Source organism: Demequina lignilytica (assembly GCF_030418375.1).
Lineage (GTDB): Bacteria > Actinomycetota > Actinomycetes > Actinomycetales > Demequinaceae > Demequina > Demequina lignilytica.
The window spans coordinates 171,855-192,951 of sequence record NZ_JAUHPZ010000004.1; the positions used below are offsets into that span (position 1 = coordinate 171,855).

Here is a 21,097-nt window from a genome sequence, read left to right on the forward strand (position 1 = left end):
TCCAAGGAGACATCACATGGCCAAGCTTCGTGCCGCGATCGTCGGCGTGGGCAACTGCGCCACGTCGCTGATCCAGGGCGTGGAGTTCTACAAGAACGCCGACGCCAACGAGACCGTCCCGGGCCTCATGCACGTGCAGTTCGGCGACTACCACATCTCGGACATCGAGTTCGTGGCGGCGTTCGACGTGGACTCGCTGAAGGTGGGCAAGGAGCTCGTCGAGGCGACCCAGTCCTCCGAGAACAACACCATCAAGATCTGCGATGTGCCGAAGACGGACATCCAGGTCCAGCGCGGCGTCACCCTCGACGGCCTGGGCAAGTACTACCGCCAGACCATCGTCGAGTCCGACGAGACCCCGGTCGACGTGGTCCAGGTGCTCAAGGACACCGAGGCCGACGTGCTCGTCTGCTACCTCCCCGTGGGCTCCGAGGAGGCCGCCAAGTTCTACGCGCAGTGCGCGATCGACGCGGGCGTGGCCTTCGTCAACGCGCTGCCCGTGTTCATCGCGTCCGACCCGGAGTGGGCCGCGAAGTTCCAGGAGGCCGGCGTGCCGATCGTCGGCGACGACATCAAGTCGCAGGTGGGCGCGACCATCACGCACCGCGTGATGGCGAAGCTGTTCGAGGACCGCGGGGTGCGCCTCGACCGCACGTACCAGCTGAACGTCGGCGGCAACATGGACTTCAAGAACATGCTCGAGCGCGACCGCCTCGAGTCCAAGAAGATCTCGAAGACCCAGGCCGTCACGTCCAACATCGACAACGGCCCGCTGGCCGGCGTCAAGGACGACCGCAACGTGCACATCGGCCCGTCGGACTACGTCGCGTGGCTCGACGACCGCAAGTGGGCGTACGTGCGCCTCGAGGGCTCCGCTTTCGGCGAGGTGCCCCTGAACCTCGAGTACAAGCTCGAGGTGTGGGACTCCCCGAACTCGGCCGGCATCATCATCGACGCCATGCGCGCCGCGAAGATCGCCAAGGACCGCGGCATCGGCGGCCCGATCCTGTCCGCCGCGACCTACTTCATGAAGTCCCCGCCGGTGCAGACCGAGGACACCCTCGGCCGCCAGCACCTCGAGGAGTTCATCGCCGGCACGCGCGAGCGCTGATCAGCGCATCGCTCGGCCGCTGAGCTGAGGCGAACGAGACCCCGGGTCCCCGCTGTGGGGGGACCCGGGGTCTTCGCGTTCACCGGCCCGGACGGTGGTCTCTCCCCGCCCCCCCGCGAAATGGAGGATCGGAGCCCGAAACGGCCGGGTTGCGTGCACCGATCCTCCATTGGGGGGAACGGTGGGCGCGCGAACCGGGTGGGCTGAGCCGGGGTGGCCGCGCTACTGGACCGGCGGCACGGGCGGGTAGCCCGGCTGCTGGGGCCACCCGGCCACGGGCATCCGCTCGGCGGCCTTCGGGTCGGGCCCGTAGCGGTTCGGACCGGCCTCGCCGTCCATGATCGCCATGATCAGCGGCACGATCCCGAGGCCCACCAGGTTCAGCCAGAGCCAGTGCCCGGTCTGCCCGACGTCGTGGAGACGTCGCACCCAGACCGCGAGGCTGAGCCCGAAGGAGGCGAGGCCGAGCAGCAGCGCGAAGCCGTACACCGCGAGGACGGGGCCGGCGACGTCGGCGACCGCGGAGTCGGAGATCTCGCCGGTGGTCGAGTCGATCGAGGCGAGCGCGGGGGCCAAGGCCGCGACCAGCAGCACCGCGACGATGATCCCGACCGGGATGCTCACCAGCTGCAGGAAAAGGTAGAACCACCAGAACTCGGCGCGGCGCGCGCGTCCCTGGAGGCTCGTGAGGTGGCGGAACACGTACCGGATGGACTCTCCGAAGGTCATGGCGTCACGGTAGCGGCCCGCCCCGGGCCGGCGGCGGCACCGACACGACGACGGCCGGACCCCCGTCGGGATCCGGCCGTCGCGACGATGCGGTGGCTCAGGCCTTCGGATCGGGTCCGTAGTCGTTGCCGCCGACGTTGCCGGGGATGAAGGCGACGATCAGGGTCAGCAGCGGGACGAACCAGCCGACGATCGACACCGGCCCTGCCCAGCCGATGTCCTGATACCGGCGCCACTGCAGCGCGATGTTCGGCACCAGGATGAAGAGCCCGTACAGGACGATCAGGGCGACCAGCACCCAGCCGATCAGCGTGTACTCGTTGGTGTCGCGGTCGATGCCGACCGCGCCGATCAGGATGCTGAACACCACCGAGATCAGGATGTTGACCAGGGCGAAGCCCCAGAACTCCTTGCGGCGTGAGCGACCGGTGAACTGTGCGTACTTGCGGATCACGTCCGCGTAGCTGTGGAACATCGTGAGCTCCCGTGTTCGAGGCGCCGGTCAGGCCTTGGGGTCGGCGCCGTACTGGTTCTCGCCGACGTTGCCGGGGATGAACGAGACGATCAGGGTCAGCAGCGGGACGAACCAGCCGACGATCGACACGGCGCCCGCCCAGCCGATGTCCTGGTAGCGGCGCCACTGCAGCGCCAGCGACGGGATCAGCACGAACAGGCCGTAGACGACGATCACGGCGACGAGCACCCAGCCGATCGCCGTGTAGGTGCCGGCGTCGGCATCCATGCCGACGGTCGCGAGAAGGATTGCGAGGATGGTGACGATGATCGCGTTGATCACGACGAAGCCCCAGTACTCGAGCCGGCGCGAGCGGCCGCTGAACTGGGCGTACTTGCCGAGCACGTCCTTGTAGCTGCTGAACATTGTTCTCTCCTAGGTTCGCACCCGACGCGGCGCCGGGCCACGCTCAGCCTACGGAGGGACGGTGTCGCGGGGAAGCGCCACGCGGGGCCCTGTCAGGCATGACGCCGTCAGAGGCGGGCGGCGGCCCGATCGAGCGCCTCGCCCACCGGCACCGGGCCGGTGACGACCTCCCACTGGTGGCCCGCCGTCGCCGGACGTGCGAGACAGCCCGCGATCACCTTGGCGACGTCGATGCGAGGGATCGTGTGGTGCGGAACCTCGGGTCCGAGGTTCACGCAGCCGGTGCCGACCGCATCGGTGAGCGTGCCCGGGCGGATGATGGTCCACGCGAAGCTCGACCGCCGCAGCGCCTCGTCGGCGCGGCGCTTGGCCTCGACATAGGCCGTCCACACCTCGCCGAGCCCGGGGTCCGGCGGGTTGTCGACGCCGATCGCGGAGACCTGCACGAACCGGTGGACGCCGCGGAGCATCGCCGCCTCCTGCGACTTGAGCGATCCCTCGAGGTCGACCGTCTGCTTACGCTCGGCGTTGCCGTCCGGTCCGCCGCCCGCGCTGAAGACGATCGCGTCGCAGCCGCCGAACGCGGCGGCGAACGCCGCCGGCTGGGCCGCCTCGATGTCGAGCCTGCGCGGGATCGCGCCCATGGTGCCGAGCTCGGACAGCTGGTCGTCATGCCGGGCGAGGGCCACGACCTCGACTCCCTCGTGCAGCAGCAGCGGGATCAGCTTGCGGGCGATCTTGCCGGCGCCGCCGACGATGGCGACGCGCTCGATGGAGTGGGCCATACCTCCACCTTGGCCCCGTTCGCGCCGGATGTCATGTCGGGGGTCGGGACGATGCCCGCGTTCAGGACTTCGGGTCGTCGCCGTAGGCGTTCGGGCCCTCGGTGCCAGGGATGAAGCCGATGATCCACATCACGAGCGGGATCACCAGGCCGATGATCGCGACCGCGCCGGGCATGCCGACGTCCTGGCATCGACGCCAGTTCACCGCGAGGGTCGGGACGATGAACGCCAGGCCGAGCACGATCAAGATGCCGAGCGAGATGGCGGCGAGCGGGTTGCCCTCACCGCTGTTCGCGACCATCGCGGCGCTGATCCCGTAGACGATCGACAGCACGATCACGATCGCGGTGATGGTCAGGTGGTAGCCCCAGAACTCGCTCCGGCGCGACCGGCCGCTGAACTGCGCGTACTTCGACATCGCGGTGGTGAAGCCGTTCATCAGATCTCCTCCTGGTGGGTCCGGGTGCTGCCGGGGTGTCCTCACCCTAGCCAGGCATCACGGTGTTTCCGGGCGCCACGCGCGGGCCGGGTGCGCGCCGACGAACCCGTCAGGCGACCCGCCGCGACAGCAGCACCACCACGCCGAGGGCCGCGATCATCCCGCCGCCGGCGGCGCGCACGCGCGCGAGCCGACCGGGCGAGCGCGCGAACCAGTCGCGCGCGCCCGAGGCGATCAGAACGTAGACGCCGTCGGAGACGACCGCGAGCGCCGCGAAGATCGCCCCGAGCAGCAGGATCTGCGCCGCGACGGGTCCGCGGTCGGGGTCGGCGAACTGCGGCAGCACGGCCGCCACGAAGACCAGCGTCTTCGGGTTCGTCACCCCGACGGTGAACGACTCGGCGAGCAGCCGTCGCACCGACGGGGCCGCCGTCCCATCGTCCTCCGCCTCGAGCCCCTCGCCACGGTGGCGGATCGCCTGGATCCCCAGCCAGATCAGATAGAGCCCGCCGATCACCTTGAGCACCACGAACGCCGCCTCCGACGCCGCGACCAGCGCGCCGACGCCGACCGCGACCAGCGCCGCGTGGACCAGCGGCCCCGCCGCGTTGCCGACCACCGAGACCAGCGCGGGACCGCGACCCAGGTGCAGCGCGCGGCCCACCACGAACAGCACCGACGGCCCCGGGATCACGATCACGACGACCGCGAGCGCGGAGAAGGCGAGCAGGGTGTGCGGCGCGATCACGCCGTCGCCCGCGACGGGACGGGCACCAGGCGCGGATCGGGTCCGTGGCGGTTGGAGCCGGTCTGGCCGCGCATCGCGCACATGATCAGGACCACGATGCCGAGCCCGATCAGGTGGAGCAGCAGCCACCACGCGGGCTGGCCCATGTCGTGCAGGCGGCGCGACTGCACCGCGAGCGCCGGCACCGTGTAGAGGAGCGCGTAGGCCAGCAGCACGCCGATCGCGGCGGTGAACGCGCCCCAGCTCACCGCGGTCGGATTGATCGCGGGGTCCTCCGCGGGTCCGGTGATCGAGCCCTCGAAGGCGGCGCTCCACAGCAGCAGGAAGGCGATGTTCGCGGGGATCGCGAGCAGCACGCCGTAGAGCACGAACCACCACATCTCGCTGCGGCGCGCGCGCCCGCGGAACGTCGCGTAGCGGCGCAGGCACCCGCGCACGGCCTCCATGAACCCCATGGATGCTCCCCTCTGCCCCCCGCGGGTCACTCTACGACCGGCGCGGACGCCGCACCACCGCGACCCGTGCCAGGGCGATCGCCAGCGCGGTGAGCACCGCGGCCGACCAGACCGTCATCGGCAGCACCGCCACGTGGCCCACGTAGCCCGAGACGACCCCGCGGAAGCCCACGACCGCGAAGCCCAGCATGGCGACGATCGCGCAGGCGACCGAGACGGCGGCGACCGTCGCGCGGCCCGCGCCCGGCCCCGCCAGGGCCGCGCGCGCCGGCGGCCGGTCGAAGCGCCGCCAGGCCAGGACCAGCAGGCCGACCAGGAGCAGGAACGCCGGCGCCATCGCGAGCTTGCCCCACCAGAACGATGCGGTGGTGGGATCGCCCGCGAGGTCGACGCCCGCCGCCCACAGGACGGCGTGCAGCGCGACCAGGGCGGAGAAGTGCCACAGGAAGGCGGTCATCGCGACGGCGCCGCCCGCGACCACGACGGTCCACGCCCGGCGCCGGGCCAGGAGCCGCCTCGCGGGTCCGCGCAGCAGCAGGGCCAGGCCGGCCTGCGCGCACGCGAACACGAGCAGCGCCGTCGTGGGCGGTGCGAGGTTCGACAGCGGCTCACCCGCGTACGAGACCATGGACCACCCGTACGGGCCCCACGTGACCAGGCCGAGCAGGGCGACGGCCCCGACGCCCAGCATCGTCCCTCCCAGGCGGCGCGGGCCCACCCGGTCGGCGACGCCGTCGGCGTAGTGGAACCCGAGCTGGTGGATCGCGAGCCACACGAACGCGAAGTTCAGCCACTTGACGCCGTCGATGCCGACGGCGAGCCGCAGCACGTCGACCGCGACGGCGGCGCTCGCCAGGGCGCCGAGGGTGAGGCGCGGGGCGCGCTCGTGCGCGGCGAGCAGCGCCGGGGCGAAGGCCGCGGCGATCAGGTAGATGCCGATGAACCACAGCAGCTGGCCCGAGATCTGCAGCAGCGGACCGGTGGCGGGCGAGTCCGGCCAGGCGAGCTCGATCGCCGCGCCCAGCACCATCCACACGGCGACGAACACGGCCGTGGGCATCAGCAGCCGGCCGATGCGGGCGTGCACGAAGTCGGCGTATCCCCCTCCCCGCGCCCGGAGGCTCCGCCACGAGGTCGCATGCGCGAACCCGCCGACCACGAAGAACAGCGGCATGACCTGGAACAGCAGCGTCAGCGGGCGTGTCCAGGTCGCCGTCTCCAGGACGTTGGCGACCACCACCGTGCCGTCGGCGTGATCGAGGACCACCGCCGCCATCGCGAAGTGCCCGAGCACCACGCCGATCAGCGATCCGACGCGGATCAGGTCGACGAACCGGTCACGAGTGTCCGGTGTCGCGTCCACGGCGGCGGAGACCGCGCCTTCCCCCATGGTCCGATGCTATCGACGCCCCCTAGGGTGGGCGCGTGACCCTCGCCCGCGACCTCGGCCGCCTGTGGCACGCGCGCGGGTTCCGGCGGCTCACGTACTCCCGGCTGCTGTCCCAGGGCGGCGACGGCATGTTCCAGGTGGGCATCGCCACCGCCTTCTTCTTCGACCCGACGCAGGCGGCGTCGCCCCCGGAGATAGCGATCGGATTCGCGGTGCTGCTGACGCCGTTCACCCTGGTCGGACCGTTCGTCGGGCCGCTGATCGACCGGTGGCAGCGTCAGCGCATCCTGCTGGTGGGCAACCTGGTGCGGCTCGCGCTCGCCGGGGTGATCGTCGCCGTGCTGCTGCTCGACGGCCCGCTCTGGTCGCTGTACGCGCTCGCGCTGCTGACCCTGTCCGTCAACCGCTTCCTGCTGGCGGCGATGTCGGCCGGCATCGCGCGCGTGGTCCCGACCGACGAGCTGCTCGCCGCCAACGCGATCATGCCCACGCTGGGCACCATCGCCGCGGCCGCCGGGGCCGCGGTCGGCGGGGTGGTGACGTTCCTCTCTCCCGCGGCCTCGGACAGTTCGCTCGCGTTCACGGCGCTGGCCGGCGCGGGGGTCGCGTTCGGCCTGGCGTCGTGGGCGTCGACGCTGCTCAGGCGGACCGAGCTGGGTCCCGAGCACCCGCTGAAGGCGCTGCACCCGATCGAGCAGCTGCGGGCTCTGGTGGGAGAGCTGGCCGACGGCGTCCGCTACCTCCACCGTCGCGGGACGCCCTTCCACGCGCTCGGGGTGATGAGCGCGCAGCGCCTCCTGTACGGGCTGATGTTCGTGGCCGCGATCCTGATCTCCCGCCACGTGCTCGGCGATCCCGACCGGCCGGAGCAGTCGCTCGGTGCGTTCTCGATCGTGCTGGGCTTCGCGGCGGTCGGATTCGGGCTCGCCGCGATCCTCACGCCGTGGCTCGGACCCCGCGTGGAGAGGCAGCGGTGGATCCTCGGCTGCCTCGGCGTGGGCGCGCTGGGCCAGGCCCTGCTCGCCGTGTCCGCGGCGCCGTGGACGCTGCTCGCCGCCGCGGTGATCGTCAGCTTCGCGGTGCAGGGCGGGAAGATCGCGGTCGACACGATCGTCCAGCGCGACACCGCGGACCACGTGCGCGGGCGCGCGTTCGTGCTCTACGACATGGCGTACAACGTCGCGTTCATCCTCTCGGCGGTGATCGGGGCGCTGGTGCTGCCGCCGTCGGGCTACTCGGCGTTCGTCATGGCCGGGGTCGCGGTCGCGTACCTCGCGGTGGCGGCGCTCTACGCGCAGGCGCCGCGGGTGCCCCGCCCGGTCCCGACCCCCCCTTCCGGCCGGGACAGCAAGTACTGATTCTCGAAGCCGTTCGGCCCCTGCGGGACGGTCAGTACTGGTGAGCCGCGCATCGTCCCCCTCCTAGGCCTCGCCTCGCATCGCCGCGAACCCGCCGCCACCCAGGTGCTCGAGCCCGGTGAGGTGCTCGAACACGATGTTGGTGTGGGTCGAGGCGACCGCCGGGTCCATGCTCAGCTCCTCGGCGACGAAGTCCCGCAGCTGCGCGGTGCCCGTGCACGCCACATGGATCAGGAAGTCGACCTCGCCTCCCATGAACGTCACCGACAGCACGTTGGGCAGGCGGATCACCTTGCGGGCGTAGGCCTTGATCTGGGGGCGGGCCTGCGCGCGCAGGCGCACGTAGACGATGCCTTGGACGTCGAGCCCCAGCGCCGCGTAGTCCACGCTCACGTGCGACGACCGGATGACGCCCGCCTCCTTGAGCGCACGGACGCGGGCGTGCGTGGTCGACGGCGAGACGTGGAGCCGGGCCGCGAGCGCCGCGTTGGTGATCTGCGCGTCGCGCATGAGCTCCCAGAGGATGCGCTCGTCGAGCTGGTCGAGGTCGGGTGGCCGAAGATTCGTCGGTGCGGACGGCCTGGCGGGCTGGTTCTCCACGGATTCTTCCCTCTTCTCCGGCTTCTTGGGCAATTTGTTCGCTCAGTCTTGATTGTGCCGCAGATCCTCCAAGAATTGGCGAGTCACATGAAGACGATGCGGGACGGCCCGCGTCCCATCGAGGAGAGACCATGCGCATCGGCGTTCCCCAGGAGATCAAGAACAACGAGAACCGCGTCGCCATCACGCCTGCCGGTGTGCGTGAGCTTGTCGCGGCCGGCCACGAGGTGCTGGTCCAGGCCGGCGCGGGCCTCGGCAGCGCGTTCACGGACGCCGAGTACGTCGCCGCGGGTGCCTCCATGGTCTCGGTCGACGAGGCCTGGGGTGCCGAGATGGTGCTCAAGGTCAAGGAGCCGATCGCCGCGGAGTACGGCTACCTGCGCGAGGACCTGCTGCTCTTCACCTACCTCCACCTCGCCGCCGACGAGGCCCTCACCCGTGCCCTGGTCGAGGCCGGCACCACGGCGATCGCCTACGAGACCGTCGAGCTGGCCGACGGCTCGCTCCCGCTGCTCGCGCCGATGTCCGAGGTCGCCGGTCGCATGGCCACCATGGTCGGCGCGTTCTCGCTGCAGTCCAGCCAGGGCGGCCGCGGCGTGCTGCTCGGCGGGGTCCCCGGGGTGCGACCGGCGAAGGTCACGGTGCTCGGCGCCGGCATGTCCGGCCAGAACGCGATCGCCCAGGCGGTCGGCATGGGCGCCGACGTGACCGTGCTCGACCTGTCCGTGCCGCGCCTGCGCCACCTCGACGCGCTGTACGCGGGTCGCGTCAAGACCGTGGTCTCCTCGGCCTACGAGGTCGAGCAGGCGTGCCTCGAGGCCGACCTGGTGATCGGCGCCGTGCTGGTGGCCGGCGCCAAGGCCCCCAAGCTGGTGTCGCGCGAGCTGGTGTCGCGCATGAAGCCGGGCTCGGTGCTGGTCGACATCGCAATCGACCAGGGCGGATGCTTCGAGGACTCGCGGGCCACGACCCACGCCGAGCCGACGTTCAGCGTCGAGGGGTCGACCTTCTACTGCGTCGCCAACATGCCGGGCGCGGTGGGCAACACCTCGACCCTCGCCCTCACCAACGTGACCCTGCCCTACGCCGTGCGCCTGGCGAACGACGGCTGGGAGGTCGCCACGGCCAAGGACCCCGCCCTGGCGCGCGGCATCGCGACGGTGGGCGGCAGCATCGTCCACGGCCCGGTGGCGTCGGTCTTCCCGCAGCTCCCCGCGGCGGTCTGACCCTCCCGCCCCTCCCCGGTCGGGACACTCAGTACTGGTTCTCAGCCAGGCGTGCTCGCTCCGGGACCGCCAGTACTGACGCAGGGGTGGCGCTCCGTGCCCGCAGGGTCCGCAGCGCCACCTCCCTGCACCACGCCGGCCGCCCCATCACATCCGGATAGGTGAAGCGCAGGGTCAGGACGCCCACGGACGCGAGCAGGGCATCTCGTATCGCATCCTTGCGCCTCTCCGCCGGGCTCGAATGGCCGCGTTCACCGTCGAACTCGATCGCGGTCAACGTCGTCGCGTCGAAGGAGTCGATCCGAAAACGTTGGCCGTCGACCTCGATCCGGTGCTGCCGCTCCAGGCCCGCGAAATCCGGTCCCCTGAGCACCGATCGGCCGCCGCGTTCCTCCAGATAGCTCTCCGCTCCGCTCTCGGCGTCGGCAAGCCGTGCCACCAGCTCACGTCGAGCCGTCAGGCGCGGCGTGCGCGCCAGGGCGTCCCAGATGTCCTGGGGCGAGACGAGGCCCAGGCGCATCGGCGCGTACAGCGCTTCAGCCCGCGACCCCGCTGGCAGCTCTGCGTGCGCCTGAAGCACGGCTGTCGCAGGATCGACCACGCGAAGTCCCGCCACGTCGAGGAGGCCGGGCATCGATACCTTGCGCCGCACGCGAAGCCACGCGGGCCCGCGAGGCCTGCTGTCCCACGGCGCGACCAGGCTCACCGTCCCCGGCGAATCGACCGCTCCCCACGCAGACAAGGCCGACACGCCGGCAAGGCCGCTGCTCGAACCGGCCCACCGAAGCGCCGCGAGCGACCTGGGCCGCCATCCGGCCGCGTGCAGCGGGGACGTGTACTGGTCAGGCAGGAGGCGCACGATTCGGCGGTCGGCGATCGCTCTCGCCAATCCGTCACGGCTGGCGAACGCCGTGAGGTCCGCGAAGGACATGGGCGTAAGACTCCGGGCGAGCGTGGATTCGAGCTCTCTGATCCCCATGGCGCGAGCATCGTGGCCATCCACGCCCGCGGGGCGGTCGCGCGCGAGCCGGTGGAGCTCCCCGGTCCACGCGCGGGCCTGGGGGCATCGGGCGTGATCGGTACCGCGGATCCCGCTGCCCTTAGGCCCAGACGCTGATCAGTACTCAGCGTCCCGTGGCGGGCTCGGATGCATGAGAACCAGTACTCCATGTCCCGGCAAATGGGGGCGGAGTGGGGCGGGGGCGGGCGGAGGGGCGGGGCGAGTGGGACGGTGATGGCGGGCGGGCGCCGGTCAGGCGCCTCGCGACTCCCACCATGCCCGCAGCTCGGCCTCCGCGCGCTCCTCGCCCAGCGGCCCGTGCTCCATCCGCAGCTCCAGCAGATGCTTGTACGCGGCACCCACCTCGCGCCCCGGGGCGATGCCCAGCAGCGCCATGATCTGCGTGCCGTCGAGGTCGGGGCGGATCGCGTCGATCTCCTCCTGCTCGCGCAGCTCGGCGATGCGCGCCTCCAGGTCGTCGTACGCGAAGGACAGCCGGTCGGCCTTGCGACGGTTGCGCGTGGTGACGTCCGCCCGGGTCAGACGATGCAGGCGCTCCAGCTCCGCTCCCGCGTCCGCCACGTACCGGCGCACGGCCGAGTCGGACCAGCGGGCGTCCGCGTAGCCGTGGAACCGCAGATGGAGGAAGACCAGGTGCTGGACCGCCTTGATGGTGTCCTTGTCGAAGCGCAGCTCCTTGAGCCGCTTGGCGGTCATCTTCGCGCCGACCACCTCGTGGTGATGGAACGAGACCCCGCCGCCGGGCTCGAGGCGGCGCGTCGGCGGCTTGCCGATGTCATGCAGCAGCGCCGCGAGCCGCAGCACCAGGTCGGGACCGGGCACCGGACCCGACGCGTCGGTCTCCAGGTCGATGGCCTGCTCGACCACGGTCAGCGTGTGCTCGTACACATCCTTGTGGTGATGGTGCTCGTCCACCTCGAGCTTCAGCGCGGGAAGCTCGGGCAGGACATGCGCGGCGAGACCGGCGTCCACCAGCGCCCCGAGCCCGGCGCGGACGTCGGCGCCGAGCATGAGCTTGACCAGCTCGTCCCGCACCCGCTCCGCGGACACGATCGCGAGGCGGTCCGCCATCGCCGCCATCGCCGCGAACGTGCCGGGCTCGATCTCGAACCCCAGCTGGGACGCGAACCGCGCCGCCCGCATCATGCGCAGCGGGTCGTCCCCGAACGACACCTCGGGGTCGATCGGGGTGCGCAGCAGGCCCCCGGCGAGGTCCTCCAGGCCGCCGAACGGGTCGACGAACTCGAGCGACGGCAGCCGCACGGCCATGGCGTTCACCGTGAAGTCCCGCCGGGCGAGGTCGCCAGACAGCGAGGAACCGAACGCCACCACGGGCTTGCGCGTCGCTCCGTCGTACTCGTCGGCGCGGTAGGTGGTGACCTCCACCACGACCGACCCGCGACGGCCGCCGATCGTCCCGAACTCGCGTCCCATGTCCCAGGTGGCGCGCGTCCATCGCTTCAGCAGCCGTTCCGTCTGGTCCGGGAGCGCGGAGGTCGCGAAGTCCAGATCGGCGGAGGAACGGCCCAGGAACGCGTCGCGCACCGGACCCCCGACCAGAGCGAGCTCATGGCCGGCGCCGGCGAACAGGTCGGCCAGCTCGGCCACGTCCGCGGGAAGGGCCCCCCACAGTCCGGCCGCGCGCTGGCGGAGGACGTCGAGCGAGGGCACAGAGGGGGCGCGGGAGGTCACGCGCACCAGTGTCCCAGATGGTCACAGCGGCGGTCCCGCCTCCACTCGCCCTCACCGAGCGTCGTTAGAGTGGGGCCATGCCAGTCCCGTCCGCGCCGCGCCCCGGCTCCGTGCCGTTGCCGCCGGCGGGGGCGTCGCTCCGGCAGCGCCGCGACTCGGTCGCGCATCGCGCCCCTCACCTCCCGGTGAGCAACGAGACCTCCGCGGGCGGGATCGCCGTCCGCGTCGAGGACGGCGTCGCCTACGCGGCGTGCATCGGACGCCGCAACCGTGCCGGGCGACTCGAGTGGTGCCTGCCGAAGGGCCACATCGAGGAGGGCGAGACGCCCGAGATCGCCGCGGTGCGCGAGGTGGCCGAGGAGACGGGCATCGACGCTGAGATCATCCAGCCGCTCGGCATCATCGACTACTGGTTCACGGGCGACGACCGCCGCGTGCACAAGGTGGTGCACCACTACCTGCTCGAGGCCAAGGGCGGGATCATCACCACGGAGAACGACCCGGACCACGAGGCGGAGGTCGCCCGGTGGATCCCCGTCTCCACGCTCGCCCAGGAGCTGGCGTATCCGAACGAGCGCAAGATGGCGACCGCCGCGGCCCGGCTGCTCGCCATCACGCCGTGACCGGAACCGGCGCCATGACCGTGCCGCGCCCGTTCGCGCGCCTGCTCGCCCTCGCGTCCGCGCTCGCGCTGGGCGCGGGCGTCGCCCTCGGCGCCGCCGCTCCCGCGACCGCGACGCCCACCCCGGACGCGTCGGACACGCCCGCGCCGAGCGCGTCGAGCGCCCCGACCGCGGAACCGGCGGTCCCCGTCGGCACGCTGACGGCCGAGCTCGTGATGTACCCGGCGAGCGTCGCGGAGCCCGGCGGGTCGATCCGCGCCCTCGCGCGCATCACCAACGGCACGTCGGAGGCGCTGGACGATGCGGTGCTCGAGCTCGCGCTGACCACCGCACCGCTGACCTCGACCACCGCGGTCGACCGCTTCCTGTCGGCCCCGTCGGGCCTCGCCACGGTCGGCACGACGCCCGTCGGCGCCGCCGTGCCCACGGCCCCGGACCCGGACGCCGACCCCGACGCGGAGCCCGCCACCGTGCATCGTCTCGCCGCGGGCGGCAGCACCCTCGCCGCCGTCGCCGCGGCGGGCGAGGATCTGGGCCTGCCGGACGATGCGTGGGGGGTCTACGGCCTCTCCGTCACCCTCGTGGCGGGCGGCGTGCGCACCACGATCTCCACCGGCGTCATCACGTGGGCCGGCGACGGGATCCCCGAGCTGGAGGCGGCGATGCTCGTCACCGCCGCAGGCCCCGGTGCGGCGATGTCGACGGTGACGGACGCGCCCGGGCTGCAGGACGTCGCGATCGCCACGGACGGGACCCAGCTGATCGGGCTCGATGCGGGTGGCGTCGCCCTGTCGGGCCGCACGGTGCTGCGGATGCCCGCGTACGTCCCCGACGTCCTCTCCCTCGCGCACGCGGGCGACGACTCGCTCCTCGCGTTCGCGGTCGAGCGTGCGCGCGGGACCTCGACCTCCGCCACCCACGACTCCGCCTGGATCTCGCCGGTGGTCGGACTCGATGCGGCGACGGTCGCGCTGCTCTCCTCCGGGGGCGCGAGCGCAGCGCTGCTGATGGATGGGTCGGCGACGGCGGGTGAGGCAGCGATCGAGCGCGAGGCGGAGACGGGGCTCGCCGTCCTGTCGCCCGAGCCGACGCTGTCGGCCGTGGTCGCCGCCGAGGCCGCGCTCGAGACCCCCGCGACCGCGGTCGCCACGGCCGCGCTGATCGCCGCCGACGCGAGCGGGCCCGTGCTGATCGCGCCGGATCCCGGCTGGCTCGCCCTGGGCGCGGACCCCGCGGCCCTGACGGCGATCGCGGAGGCGCCGTTCGTGACCACCGTGGACGTCACCTCGCTGCTCGCCGACGCCGCGGCCCCCGCGCTGACCGTGCCTGCGGACGACCAGCTCACCGACGCGGACGTGTCCACGTCCGCCGTGGTCGGACAGGTCCATCGGCTCGAGCGCGGCAACGCCCTCGCGGTCACCGTGGAGGACCCCGAGAGCGTGCTGGGCCCGCTCGGCACCACGCTGCTCGAGCCGCTGGCGACGTCGCTGCGCGACGAGCCGGAGCGGCGGGAGGCCGCCCTCGCCGGCGCGACGGCCCGCGCGGAGGACCTGCTCGACTCGCTCTCGGTTCCCGCCGGCTCCGACATCAACCTGATCGCGGCCAAGGGCTCCGTGCCGGTGAACGTGCGCAACGAGCTGACGGTGCCCGCGGAGGTGACCGTCGACGTCACGTCCTTCTCTCCCAACCTGCAGGTCCGCGACGCGCCGACCGTGACCGTGCCCGCCTCGTCCTCGATGACCGTCCTGGTCGAGGTGGAGGCCGTGTCGACGGCCGACGTGAACGCCGCGATCGTGCTGCGCAACGCGGACGGGACCGCGCTGGGCCCCAGCACCGCGCTGAGCGTGAGGGTGCGCGCGGACTGGGGCAACGCCGTCACGGCGGTGTTCACCGCGGGCCTGGTGCTGCTGCTCATCATGGGCGTGATCCGCACCATCCGCCGCGGGCGCAAGGACACCCGGACCGGCCCGCAGCCCGAGGCCGGCGACGCGTCCGCGCCTGCCGGGACCTCGACCTCGGGGGACGATGCGTGACATGAGCGAGAACGAGCCCGTCCCCCCGGGCGACGAGGAGCCGCCGCAGCCGCGGCGACGGTCGCTCGGGAGGAACACGGCGATCATGGCGTCGGGGACCATGGTGTCCCGGGTCCTCGGGTTCGTCCGCAACGCGATGCTCGCCGCCGCGATCGGCGTCACCGGGATGGCGGCCGACGCGTACGACGTCGCGAACAAGATCCCCAACGCGCTGTACGCGGTGGTCGCGGCGGGCGTGCTCAACGCGGTGCTCGTGCCGCAGATCGTGCGCGCGTTCCGCCGCCCGGACGGCAAGCGCACCGTCGACCGGATCGTCACGCTCGGCGTGTTCGGCTCGCTCGGGCTGACGGTGCTGCTGACGCTGGCCGCGCCCGTGCTCGTGCTGATGTACACCCATGGGTGGGGAGCCGAGCAGCGCGAGCTCGCCGTCGCCTTCGCCTTCTGGTGCATCCCGCAGCTGTTCTTCTACAGCCTCTACACGATCCTCGGCCAGGTCCTGAACGCCCGCGAGCAGTTCGGCCCCTACATGTGGGCTCCCGTCCTCAACAACGTCGTCTCGATCGCGGGCCTGGTGGCGTATCTCGCCTGGTACGGCCGGCTCGCGGTGGACCCTGACCTGTCGATCGGCGAGCTCCCCGACACCGGCTGGGATCCGGCGCGCATCGCGCTGCTCGCCGGCACGGCGACCCTCGGCATCGCCGCGCAGGCGCTGATCCTGATCTGGCCCCTCAGGCGCGGCGGCTACCGCTGGACGCCCGTCTGGGGCGGGCCCAAGGGAGAGCTCCGCGGGGTCACCTCGGTCGCCGGTTGGGCGCTTGGCGCCGTGCTCCTCGACCAGGTCGGCGTGCTCTACGCGACGCGCGTCGCCGGCGCCGCGCCTCTCGAGGACCCGGGATCCTCGATCGCGGGCAACGCCGCCTACTTCAACGCGATGATGCTCTACCTCCTGCCGCACTCCCTGGTAGTGGTCTCGCTGGTCACCGCGCTCGCGACGCCCATGGCCAGGCACGCGGCCGCCGGCGACACCGTCGCGCTGCGCCAGACCACGGTGCGCGGCATGCGCATCGTCACGGTCTTCTCGCTGTGGTCGACGGCCGTGCTGATCGGGCTCGCCCCCGCGATCGTGAGGATCGCGTTGCCGGTGCAGAGCGCGGACGAGGTCTGGGCCGTCGCCCAGGTCCTCATGGGCCTCGCCCTCGGGGCGGTCCCCCTCGGGCTCCTGCTCGTCTTCAAGCGGGTGTTCTTCGCGCTCGAGGACGGGCGGGCGGTGTTCCTGATCCAGATCCCGGTGACCATCGCGTGGCTCGGCGGCATCTTCCTGGTCCACAACACGCTCCCGAACCGCTGGTGGACCGCGGGCGTCGCGGTCGCGCTGAGCCTGTCGAACGTCATCGGGGTGGCGCTGCGGGCCAACGGCGTGCGGGTCAGGCTCGGCGGCCTGGACATGCCGACCTACCTGTGGATGGCGGCGCGCTCGCTGGTGGCGGCGGGCCTGACGGGCTGGCTGGGCTGGTCCCTGCTCCGGTTCATCCCCGCCCCCGACCCCCTGGACATCGGCCGGAGCCTGCTGATCGCGTTCGGCGCGCTCGTGGTGATCGTGCCGATCATGGGGCTCGTCTACCTGGCGCTGCTGCGGCTGCTGCGCGTGCCGGACGCCGCGCAGTTGGTCGCCCCGCTCACCCGACGTCTGAGGCGCCGGATACGATAGGCGCAGTCGTCAGGATCCGGGGGTGCAGGTCAGGTGCTGGTAGGGAAGGTCCTCGGGGCACGCTTCGTGCTCCGGGAGGAGCTCGATCACGACATTCCTGGTATCCAGAGGTTCCTGGCGCATGACGAGCGGCTCGACCGCGCGACGGTCGTCGACCTGATCGACTCCCCCGAGGCGGCGGCGGTCCGCAACGTCGCGACCCGCGCGTCGCGCCTGCGGGACCCGCGCCTGGCCCGCGTGGTCGCGACCGGCGCGGAGGAGCTCGACGGTGCCTCGGTGACGTACATCGCCTCGGAGCACGTGCCGGGCTCGCGGCTCGACACCGTGCTCGCGGAGCGGGTGCTGGATCCCCGCCGCGCCGTCGCCGTCGTCGGCGGCGCCGCCCGCGCCCTCGCCGCCGCCCGCGCGGAGGATCTGCACCACGGGATCCTGAGGCCGCGCTGCATCACGGTCACCGAGCGCGGCCGCGTCGTCGTCGCCGGCGTGGGCATCGAGGCCGCCGCAGCGGCCCGCGCGGGCCTGCCCACCGACCCGAGCGAGCATGGCGACGCGCGCGTCCTCGGCGAGATCCTCATCCGCGCGCTCACCGGGGTCGACGTCGCCACCGCGACGGAGGCGGACCTGCCCGACGCGCTCGCCGCGCGGCCGCGTCGGCTCGCGGCGCAGATCCTCGCGGGCGACGGACCGCGGTCGCTGGACCAGGTGATCGTCTCGCTGTCGCCCTTCGACTCGCGTGCCCTGGTCGGCTTCAGCTCCGTGTGGCCCGTGCTCGACCTGACGCCCGAGAAGGAGCGCGAGCGGCTCGAGTCCGAGGAGCGTGCGGCCACGGCCGCCGAGGCGGCACGGCAGGAGCGGCTCGCCGCCACCCGCGAGATGCTCGACGAGGACACCCTGCCGGCCGCCGAGGCCGCCGCCGTCGCCGCCGTCGCGGTCGAGCACGCCTCCCCCGAGCTTCAGGAGACGGTGCGCCAGATCGAGGAGCACCGCGTCGAGACCGGCGAGCAGCCGGAGGTCGCGCCCGAGCCTCCGGTGGAGGACGCTCTGCCGCCCGGCGCCCACGTCCAACCGGACGGGGCGGCGGACAAGTACGAGGCCGGCTTCGACACCCTCGAGATCATGGTCGCGGCGCAGAACGTCACGCGCGACCAGTCGACGTGGGAGCTCGTGCTCGAGCGCCTCTCCACGCGCTGGCCCCAGTCCCGGTCGCTCGCGCGGAGCCTCGAGCGTGCCCAGGAGCGGGCGAACTCAGGTGGCCCCCTGGACGGCTCCAAGATCGTGATGCTGCTCGCCGTGATCGGAGTCGTCGCAGCCGTGATGGTGGCCTGGTCGCTGCTCGACTCCCCGCTCGACCCGAGCATCCGCATCGAGATCGACCCGACGTTCACCCCCGCCGGGGATGTCGGCACCGCATCCCCGAGCCCCAGCCCATCCGCCGGGTGACCGAGCACGAATCCCCACCTGACAGGGCCGGTTCTCCCGCGGGAACACACGCCCCGTACCATCTGTTCATACGTCAGCCCGTCCGCGCTCGAGCGGACAGGTGCGCACAAGCCAATCGCAAGGAACGAACGTGAGCGACACCCGCAACCTCATCATCGTCGGATCCGGTCCTGCCGGGTACACGGCTGCCATCTATGCCGCGCGTGCGGGGTTCGCCCCGCTCGTGGTGGCGGGCTCGATCACCGCCGGTGGTGCGCTGATGAACACCACCGAGGTGGAGAACTTCCCCGGATTCGTGGAGGGCATCCAGGGTCCGGAGCTGATGGAGACCCTGCAGGCCCAGGCCGAGCGCTTCGGCGCCGAGGTGCTGTTCGACGACGTGACGGCGCTGGACCTGACGGGGCCCGTGAAGAAGGTCACCACGGGGATGGGCAAGGAGTTCACCGCGAAGGCGGTCATCCTCGCCACCGGGTCGGCGTACCGGGAGCTGGGCCTGGAGGACGAGAAGCGCCTGTCGGGCAAGGGCGTGTCCTGGTGCGCCACCTGCGACGGGTTCTTCTTCCGTGACCAGACGGTCGTGGTGGTCGGCGGCGGGGACTCCGCCGTGGAGGAGGCCACGTTCCTGACGCGGTTCGCGTCCAAGGTGTACCTGGTGCACCGTCGTGACGAGCTGCGGGCGTCGAAGATCATGGCCGACCGTGCCAAGGCCGACCCGAAGATCGAGTTCGTGTGGAACTCCGAGGTCATCGGCCTGGACGGCGACGTCAAGCTGTCCGGCGTCCAGGTCCGCAACCGCGTCACGGGCGAGGAGTCGGTGCTGGCCGCGACGGGTCTGTTCGTCGCGATCGGTCACGAGCCCCGCTCGGAGCTGGTCAAGGGCGTCATCGACACCGACGACGCGAACTACGTCCAGGTCATCGGTCGGACCACCGCGACCAACGTCGACGGCGTGTTCGCGTGCGGCGACCTGGTCGACTCCCGCTACCGCCAGGCCATCACCGCCGCGGGCTCGGGCTGCGCCGCCGCCCTCGACGCCCAGCACTACCTGGACGGTCTCGCGGACGCGGCCCCGGCCGAGGTCGTCGAGGAGTCCGCCCCCGCCCCGGCTGCCGCCGCGGAGCTGCCCTCGACCCCCGTCGCCGCCACCGTCGACACCTTCCAGAACGAGGTGCTCGGCTCCGACGTGCCCGTCGTCGTGGACTTCTGGGCCACCTGGTGCGGCCCGTGCCGTGCGGTCGCGCCGATCCTCGACGAGCTGGCCGAGGAGTACCAGGGCCGCCTCAAGGTCGTGAAGGTCGACACCGACGAGAACCCGCAGCTCGCGATGGCCTACGGCGTCACCTCGATCCCGACCATGAACTTCTTCAAGGGCGGCGAGGTGGTGAAGTCCGTCGTGGGCGCGCGTCCGAAGCCGGCCCTCACCCAGCTCTTCGACGAGGTCCTGTCCTAGCCGACGCATCGTCCCGCCGCGGACCGCGCGGCCACGGAAGGGGTCCGGTCGCCTTGCGACCGGACCCCTTCCGTCATGCGAGACTTGCGCCATGACGGAACCGACGCCGACTCCCCGCGAGGGCACGCGCCTGGACCCCTGGTACGGGTCCTACGCCCAGCGCGCGCACCAGATGCGCGCCTCGGAGATCCGTGCGCTGTTCGCCGTCGCCAGCCGGCCCGAGGTGGTGTCGCTGGCAGGCGGCATGCCGTTCATCGGGGGGCTCCCGCTCGAGGAGCTCGGCGAGATGACCCGCAGGATCATCGTCGAGCAGGGCGAGGTGGCCCTCCAGTACGGCTCCGGTCAGGGCGACGAGTCGTTGCGGGAGAAGATCCTCGACGTCATGGCGCTCGAGGGCATCCAGGCGCACCCGGACGATGTGGTGGTCACCACGGGCTCGCAGCAGGCGCTCGACCTGGTGACGACCGTCTTCATCGACCCCGGTGACGTCATCGTCGCCGAGGCTCCCTCGTACGTGGGCGCGCTCGGGGTGTTCCGCGCTCACGAGGCCGACGTGGTCCACGTCCCCATGGACGCGGAGGGGCTCATCCCCGAGGCGCTCGAGCAGACGCTCGCGCGCTTGAAGGCCGCGGGCAAGCGGGTGAAGTTCCTGTACACGGTGCCGAACTTCCACAATCCCGGCGGCGTGACCCTGACGCTCGAGCGTCGCCCGCGGATCCTCGAGATCTGCGCCTCCTACGGGGTGCTCGTGCTCGAGGACAACCCCTACGGACTGCTCGGCTTCGACCGGGATCCCCTTCCCGCGATGCGGTCGATGAGCCCCGAAGGCGTCATCTACCTGGGGTCATTCTCCAAGACCTTCGCTCCGGGCTATCGGGTGGGCTGGGCGGTCGCGCCGCACGCGGTGCGCGAGAAGCTGGTGCTCGCGTCCGAGGCCGCGATCCTGTCGCCGTCGAACGCCTCGCAGATGGCGATCGCGACCTACCTGGAGCATTTCGACTGGCAGGGCCAGATCAAGAAGTTCCAGGTGCAGTACCGCGAGCGCCGGGACGCCATGATCTCCTCGCTCGGTGAGCACATCCCCGAGGCGTCCTGGAACGTTCCCGACGGCGGGTTCTACGTGTGGGTGAAGCTGCCCGAGGGCCTGGACGCGAAGTCGATGCTGCCGCGCGCCGTGACCGCGCGGGTCGCCTACGTCGCCGGCAGCGCGTTCTACATCGACGGCTCCGGCACGGATCACATGCGCCTGTCCTACTGCTTCCCCACCCCCGACAGGATCCGCGAAGGGGTACGCCGGCTCGCGACCGTGGTCGACTCCGAGCTCGAGACGGTCCGCATCTTCGGCAACCCCGGAGGCGCCCGTGAGGGCACCGTCGACTTCCCCGCACCCGACATCTTCTGACCCGCTC

General features: G+C 72.0%; 20 protein-coding genes. 9 read left to right on the plus strand and 11 right to left on the minus strand.

Annotation, left to right across the window (positions count from 1 at the left end; all coding sequences use genetic code 11):
* Positions 1 to 16: 16 nt before the first annotated feature.
* Positions 17 to 1,111 carry an inositol-3-phosphate synthase gene (locus tag QQX13_RS08505; protein ID WP_301153100.1) on the plus strand — a complete coding sequence of 365 codons (1,095 nt, stop codon included), beginning with the start codon at positions 17 to 19 and terminating at the stop codon, positions 1,109 to 1,111.
* A gap of 222 nt (positions 1,112 to 1,333) precedes the next feature.
* Here the strand turns inward: QQX13_RS08505 and QQX13_RS08510 are convergent, their stop codons facing one another.
* The 8 genes from QQX13_RS08510 to QQX13_RS08545 form a co-directional block, all read right to left on the minus strand.
* On the minus strand, positions 1,334 to 1,840 hold the full coding sequence (locus QQX13_RS08510; RefSeq protein ID WP_301153101.1) for a DUF805 domain-containing protein: 507 nt from the start codon (positions 1,838 to 1,840) through the stop codon (positions 1,334 to 1,336).
* Positions 1,841 to 1,937: 97 nt separating this feature from the next.
* A complete protein-coding gene (locus tag QQX13_RS08515) occupies positions 1,938 to 2,315 on the minus strand; it encodes a DUF805 domain-containing protein (protein WP_301119078.1) in 378 nt (125 codons plus the stop codon).
* Between the two features lie 27 nt (positions 2,316 to 2,342).
* Positions 2,343 to 2,720: a DUF805 domain-containing protein gene (locus QQX13_RS08520; protein WP_301119077.1), complete on the minus strand. Its 378-nt coding sequence runs from the start codon at positions 2,718 to 2,720 to the stop codon at positions 2,343 to 2,345.
* A gap of 107 nt (positions 2,721 to 2,827) precedes the next feature.
* Positions 2,828 to 3,505: an SDR family oxidoreductase gene (locus QQX13_RS08525; RefSeq protein ID WP_301153102.1), complete on the minus strand. Its 678-nt coding sequence runs from the start codon at positions 3,503 to 3,505 to the stop codon at positions 2,828 to 2,830.
* A gap of 61 nt (positions 3,506 to 3,566) precedes the next feature.
* Positions 3,567 to 3,944, minus strand: coding sequence for a DUF805 domain-containing protein (locus QQX13_RS08530; protein ID WP_301153103.1), 378 nt, complete (start codon positions 3,942 to 3,944; stop codon positions 3,567 to 3,569).
* A 109-nt stretch (positions 3,945 to 4,053) separates the two neighbouring features.
* On the minus strand, positions 4,054 to 4,692 hold the full coding sequence (locus QQX13_RS08535) for a LysE family translocator (protein WP_301119074.1): 639 nt from the start codon (positions 4,690 to 4,692) through the stop codon (positions 4,054 to 4,056).
* On the minus strand, positions 4,689 to 5,147 hold the full coding sequence (locus QQX13_RS08540) for a DUF805 domain-containing protein (protein ID WP_301119073.1): 459 nt from the start codon (positions 5,145 to 5,147) through the stop codon (positions 4,689 to 4,691). The genes QQX13_RS08535 and QQX13_RS08540 overlap by 4 nt, the downstream gene beginning before the upstream one ends.
* A gap of 31 nt (positions 5,148 to 5,178) precedes the next feature.
* The gene (locus QQX13_RS08545; protein ID WP_301153104.1) at positions 5,179 to 6,537 is read right to left on the minus strand and encodes an acyltransferase family protein; all 1,359 of its coding nucleotides are present in this window, start codon (positions 6,535 to 6,537) and stop codon (positions 5,179 to 5,181) included.
* A 35-nt stretch (positions 6,538 to 6,572) separates the two neighbouring features.
* Between QQX13_RS08545 and QQX13_RS08550 the strand changes: the two genes are divergently transcribed.
* Complete coding sequence (locus QQX13_RS08550) at positions 6,573 to 7,895, plus strand: MFS transporter (RefSeq protein WP_301153106.1); 1,323 nt, start codon at positions 6,573 to 6,575, stop codon at positions 7,893 to 7,895.
* A 63-nt stretch (positions 7,896 to 7,958) separates the two neighbouring features.
* Here the strand turns inward: QQX13_RS08550 and QQX13_RS08555 are convergent, their stop codons facing one another.
* Positions 7,959 to 8,495: an Lrp/AsnC family transcriptional regulator gene (locus tag QQX13_RS08555; protein ID WP_301153108.1), complete on the minus strand. Its 537-nt coding sequence runs from the start codon at positions 8,493 to 8,495 to the stop codon at positions 7,959 to 7,961.
* Positions 8,496 to 8,626: 131 nt separating this feature from the next.
* Between QQX13_RS08555 and ald the strand changes: the two genes are divergently transcribed.
* On the plus strand, positions 8,627 to 9,721 hold the full coding sequence (gene ald / locus QQX13_RS08560) for an alanine dehydrogenase (RefSeq protein ID WP_301153110.1): 1,095 nt from the start codon (positions 8,627 to 8,629) through the stop codon (positions 9,719 to 9,721).
* Positions 9,722 to 9,749: 28 nt separating this feature from the next.
* Here ald and QQX13_RS08565 read toward each other — a convergent pair whose 3' ends face one another.
* On the minus strand, positions 9,750 to 10,652 hold the full coding sequence (locus tag QQX13_RS08565) for an endonuclease domain-containing protein (RefSeq protein WP_301119068.1): 903 nt from the start codon (positions 10,650 to 10,652) through the stop codon (positions 9,750 to 9,752).
* A 321-nt stretch (positions 10,653 to 10,973) separates the two neighbouring features.
* Complete coding sequence (locus tag QQX13_RS08570; protein ID WP_301119067.1) at positions 10,974 to 12,434, minus strand: CCA tRNA nucleotidyltransferase; 1,461 nt, start codon at positions 12,432 to 12,434, stop codon at positions 10,974 to 10,976.
* 77 nt (positions 12,435 to 12,511) lie between these two features.
* Here QQX13_RS08570 and QQX13_RS08575 point away from each other — a divergent pair, with 77 nt between their 5' ends.
* The 6 genes from QQX13_RS08575 to QQX13_RS08605 all read left to right on the plus strand — a co-directional run bounded on the left by QQX13_RS08575 (position 12,512) and on the right by QQX13_RS08605 (position 21,090).
* A complete protein-coding gene (locus tag QQX13_RS08575; protein ID WP_301119066.1) occupies positions 12,512 to 13,057 on the plus strand; it encodes an NUDIX hydrolase in 546 nt (181 codons plus the stop codon).
* Positions 13,054 to 15,090 (plus strand): DUF6049 family protein, encoded by a 2,037-nt coding sequence (locus QQX13_RS08580; protein ID WP_301119065.1) that lies wholly within the window; start codon positions 13,054 to 13,056, stop codon positions 15,088 to 15,090. The genes QQX13_RS08575 and QQX13_RS08580 overlap by 4 nt, the downstream gene beginning before the upstream one ends.
* 1 nt (position 15,091) lies before the next feature.
* Positions 15,092 to 16,798 (plus strand): murein biosynthesis integral membrane protein MurJ, encoded by a 1,707-nt coding sequence (gene murJ / locus QQX13_RS08585; RefSeq protein WP_301119063.1) that lies wholly within the window; start codon positions 15,092 to 15,094, stop codon positions 16,796 to 16,798.
* A 33-nt stretch (positions 16,799 to 16,831) separates the two neighbouring features.
* Positions 16,832 to 18,238: a protein kinase family protein gene (locus tag QQX13_RS08590; RefSeq protein WP_301119062.1), complete on the plus strand. Its 1,407-nt coding sequence runs from the start codon at positions 16,832 to 16,834 to the stop codon at positions 18,236 to 18,238.
* Between the two features lie 130 nt (positions 18,239 to 18,368).
* Positions 18,369 to 19,688, plus strand: a complete 1,320-nt coding sequence (trxB, locus tag QQX13_RS08595; RefSeq protein ID WP_436968571.1) for a thioredoxin-disulfide reductase — start codon at positions 18,369 to 18,371, stop codon at positions 19,686 to 19,688.
* A gap of 91 nt (positions 19,689 to 19,779) precedes the next feature.
* Complete coding sequence (locus QQX13_RS08605) at positions 19,780 to 21,090, plus strand: aminotransferase-like domain-containing protein (RefSeq protein WP_301119061.1); 1,311 nt, start codon at positions 19,780 to 19,782, stop codon at positions 21,088 to 21,090.
* Positions 21,091 to 21,097: the final 7 nt, after the last annotated feature.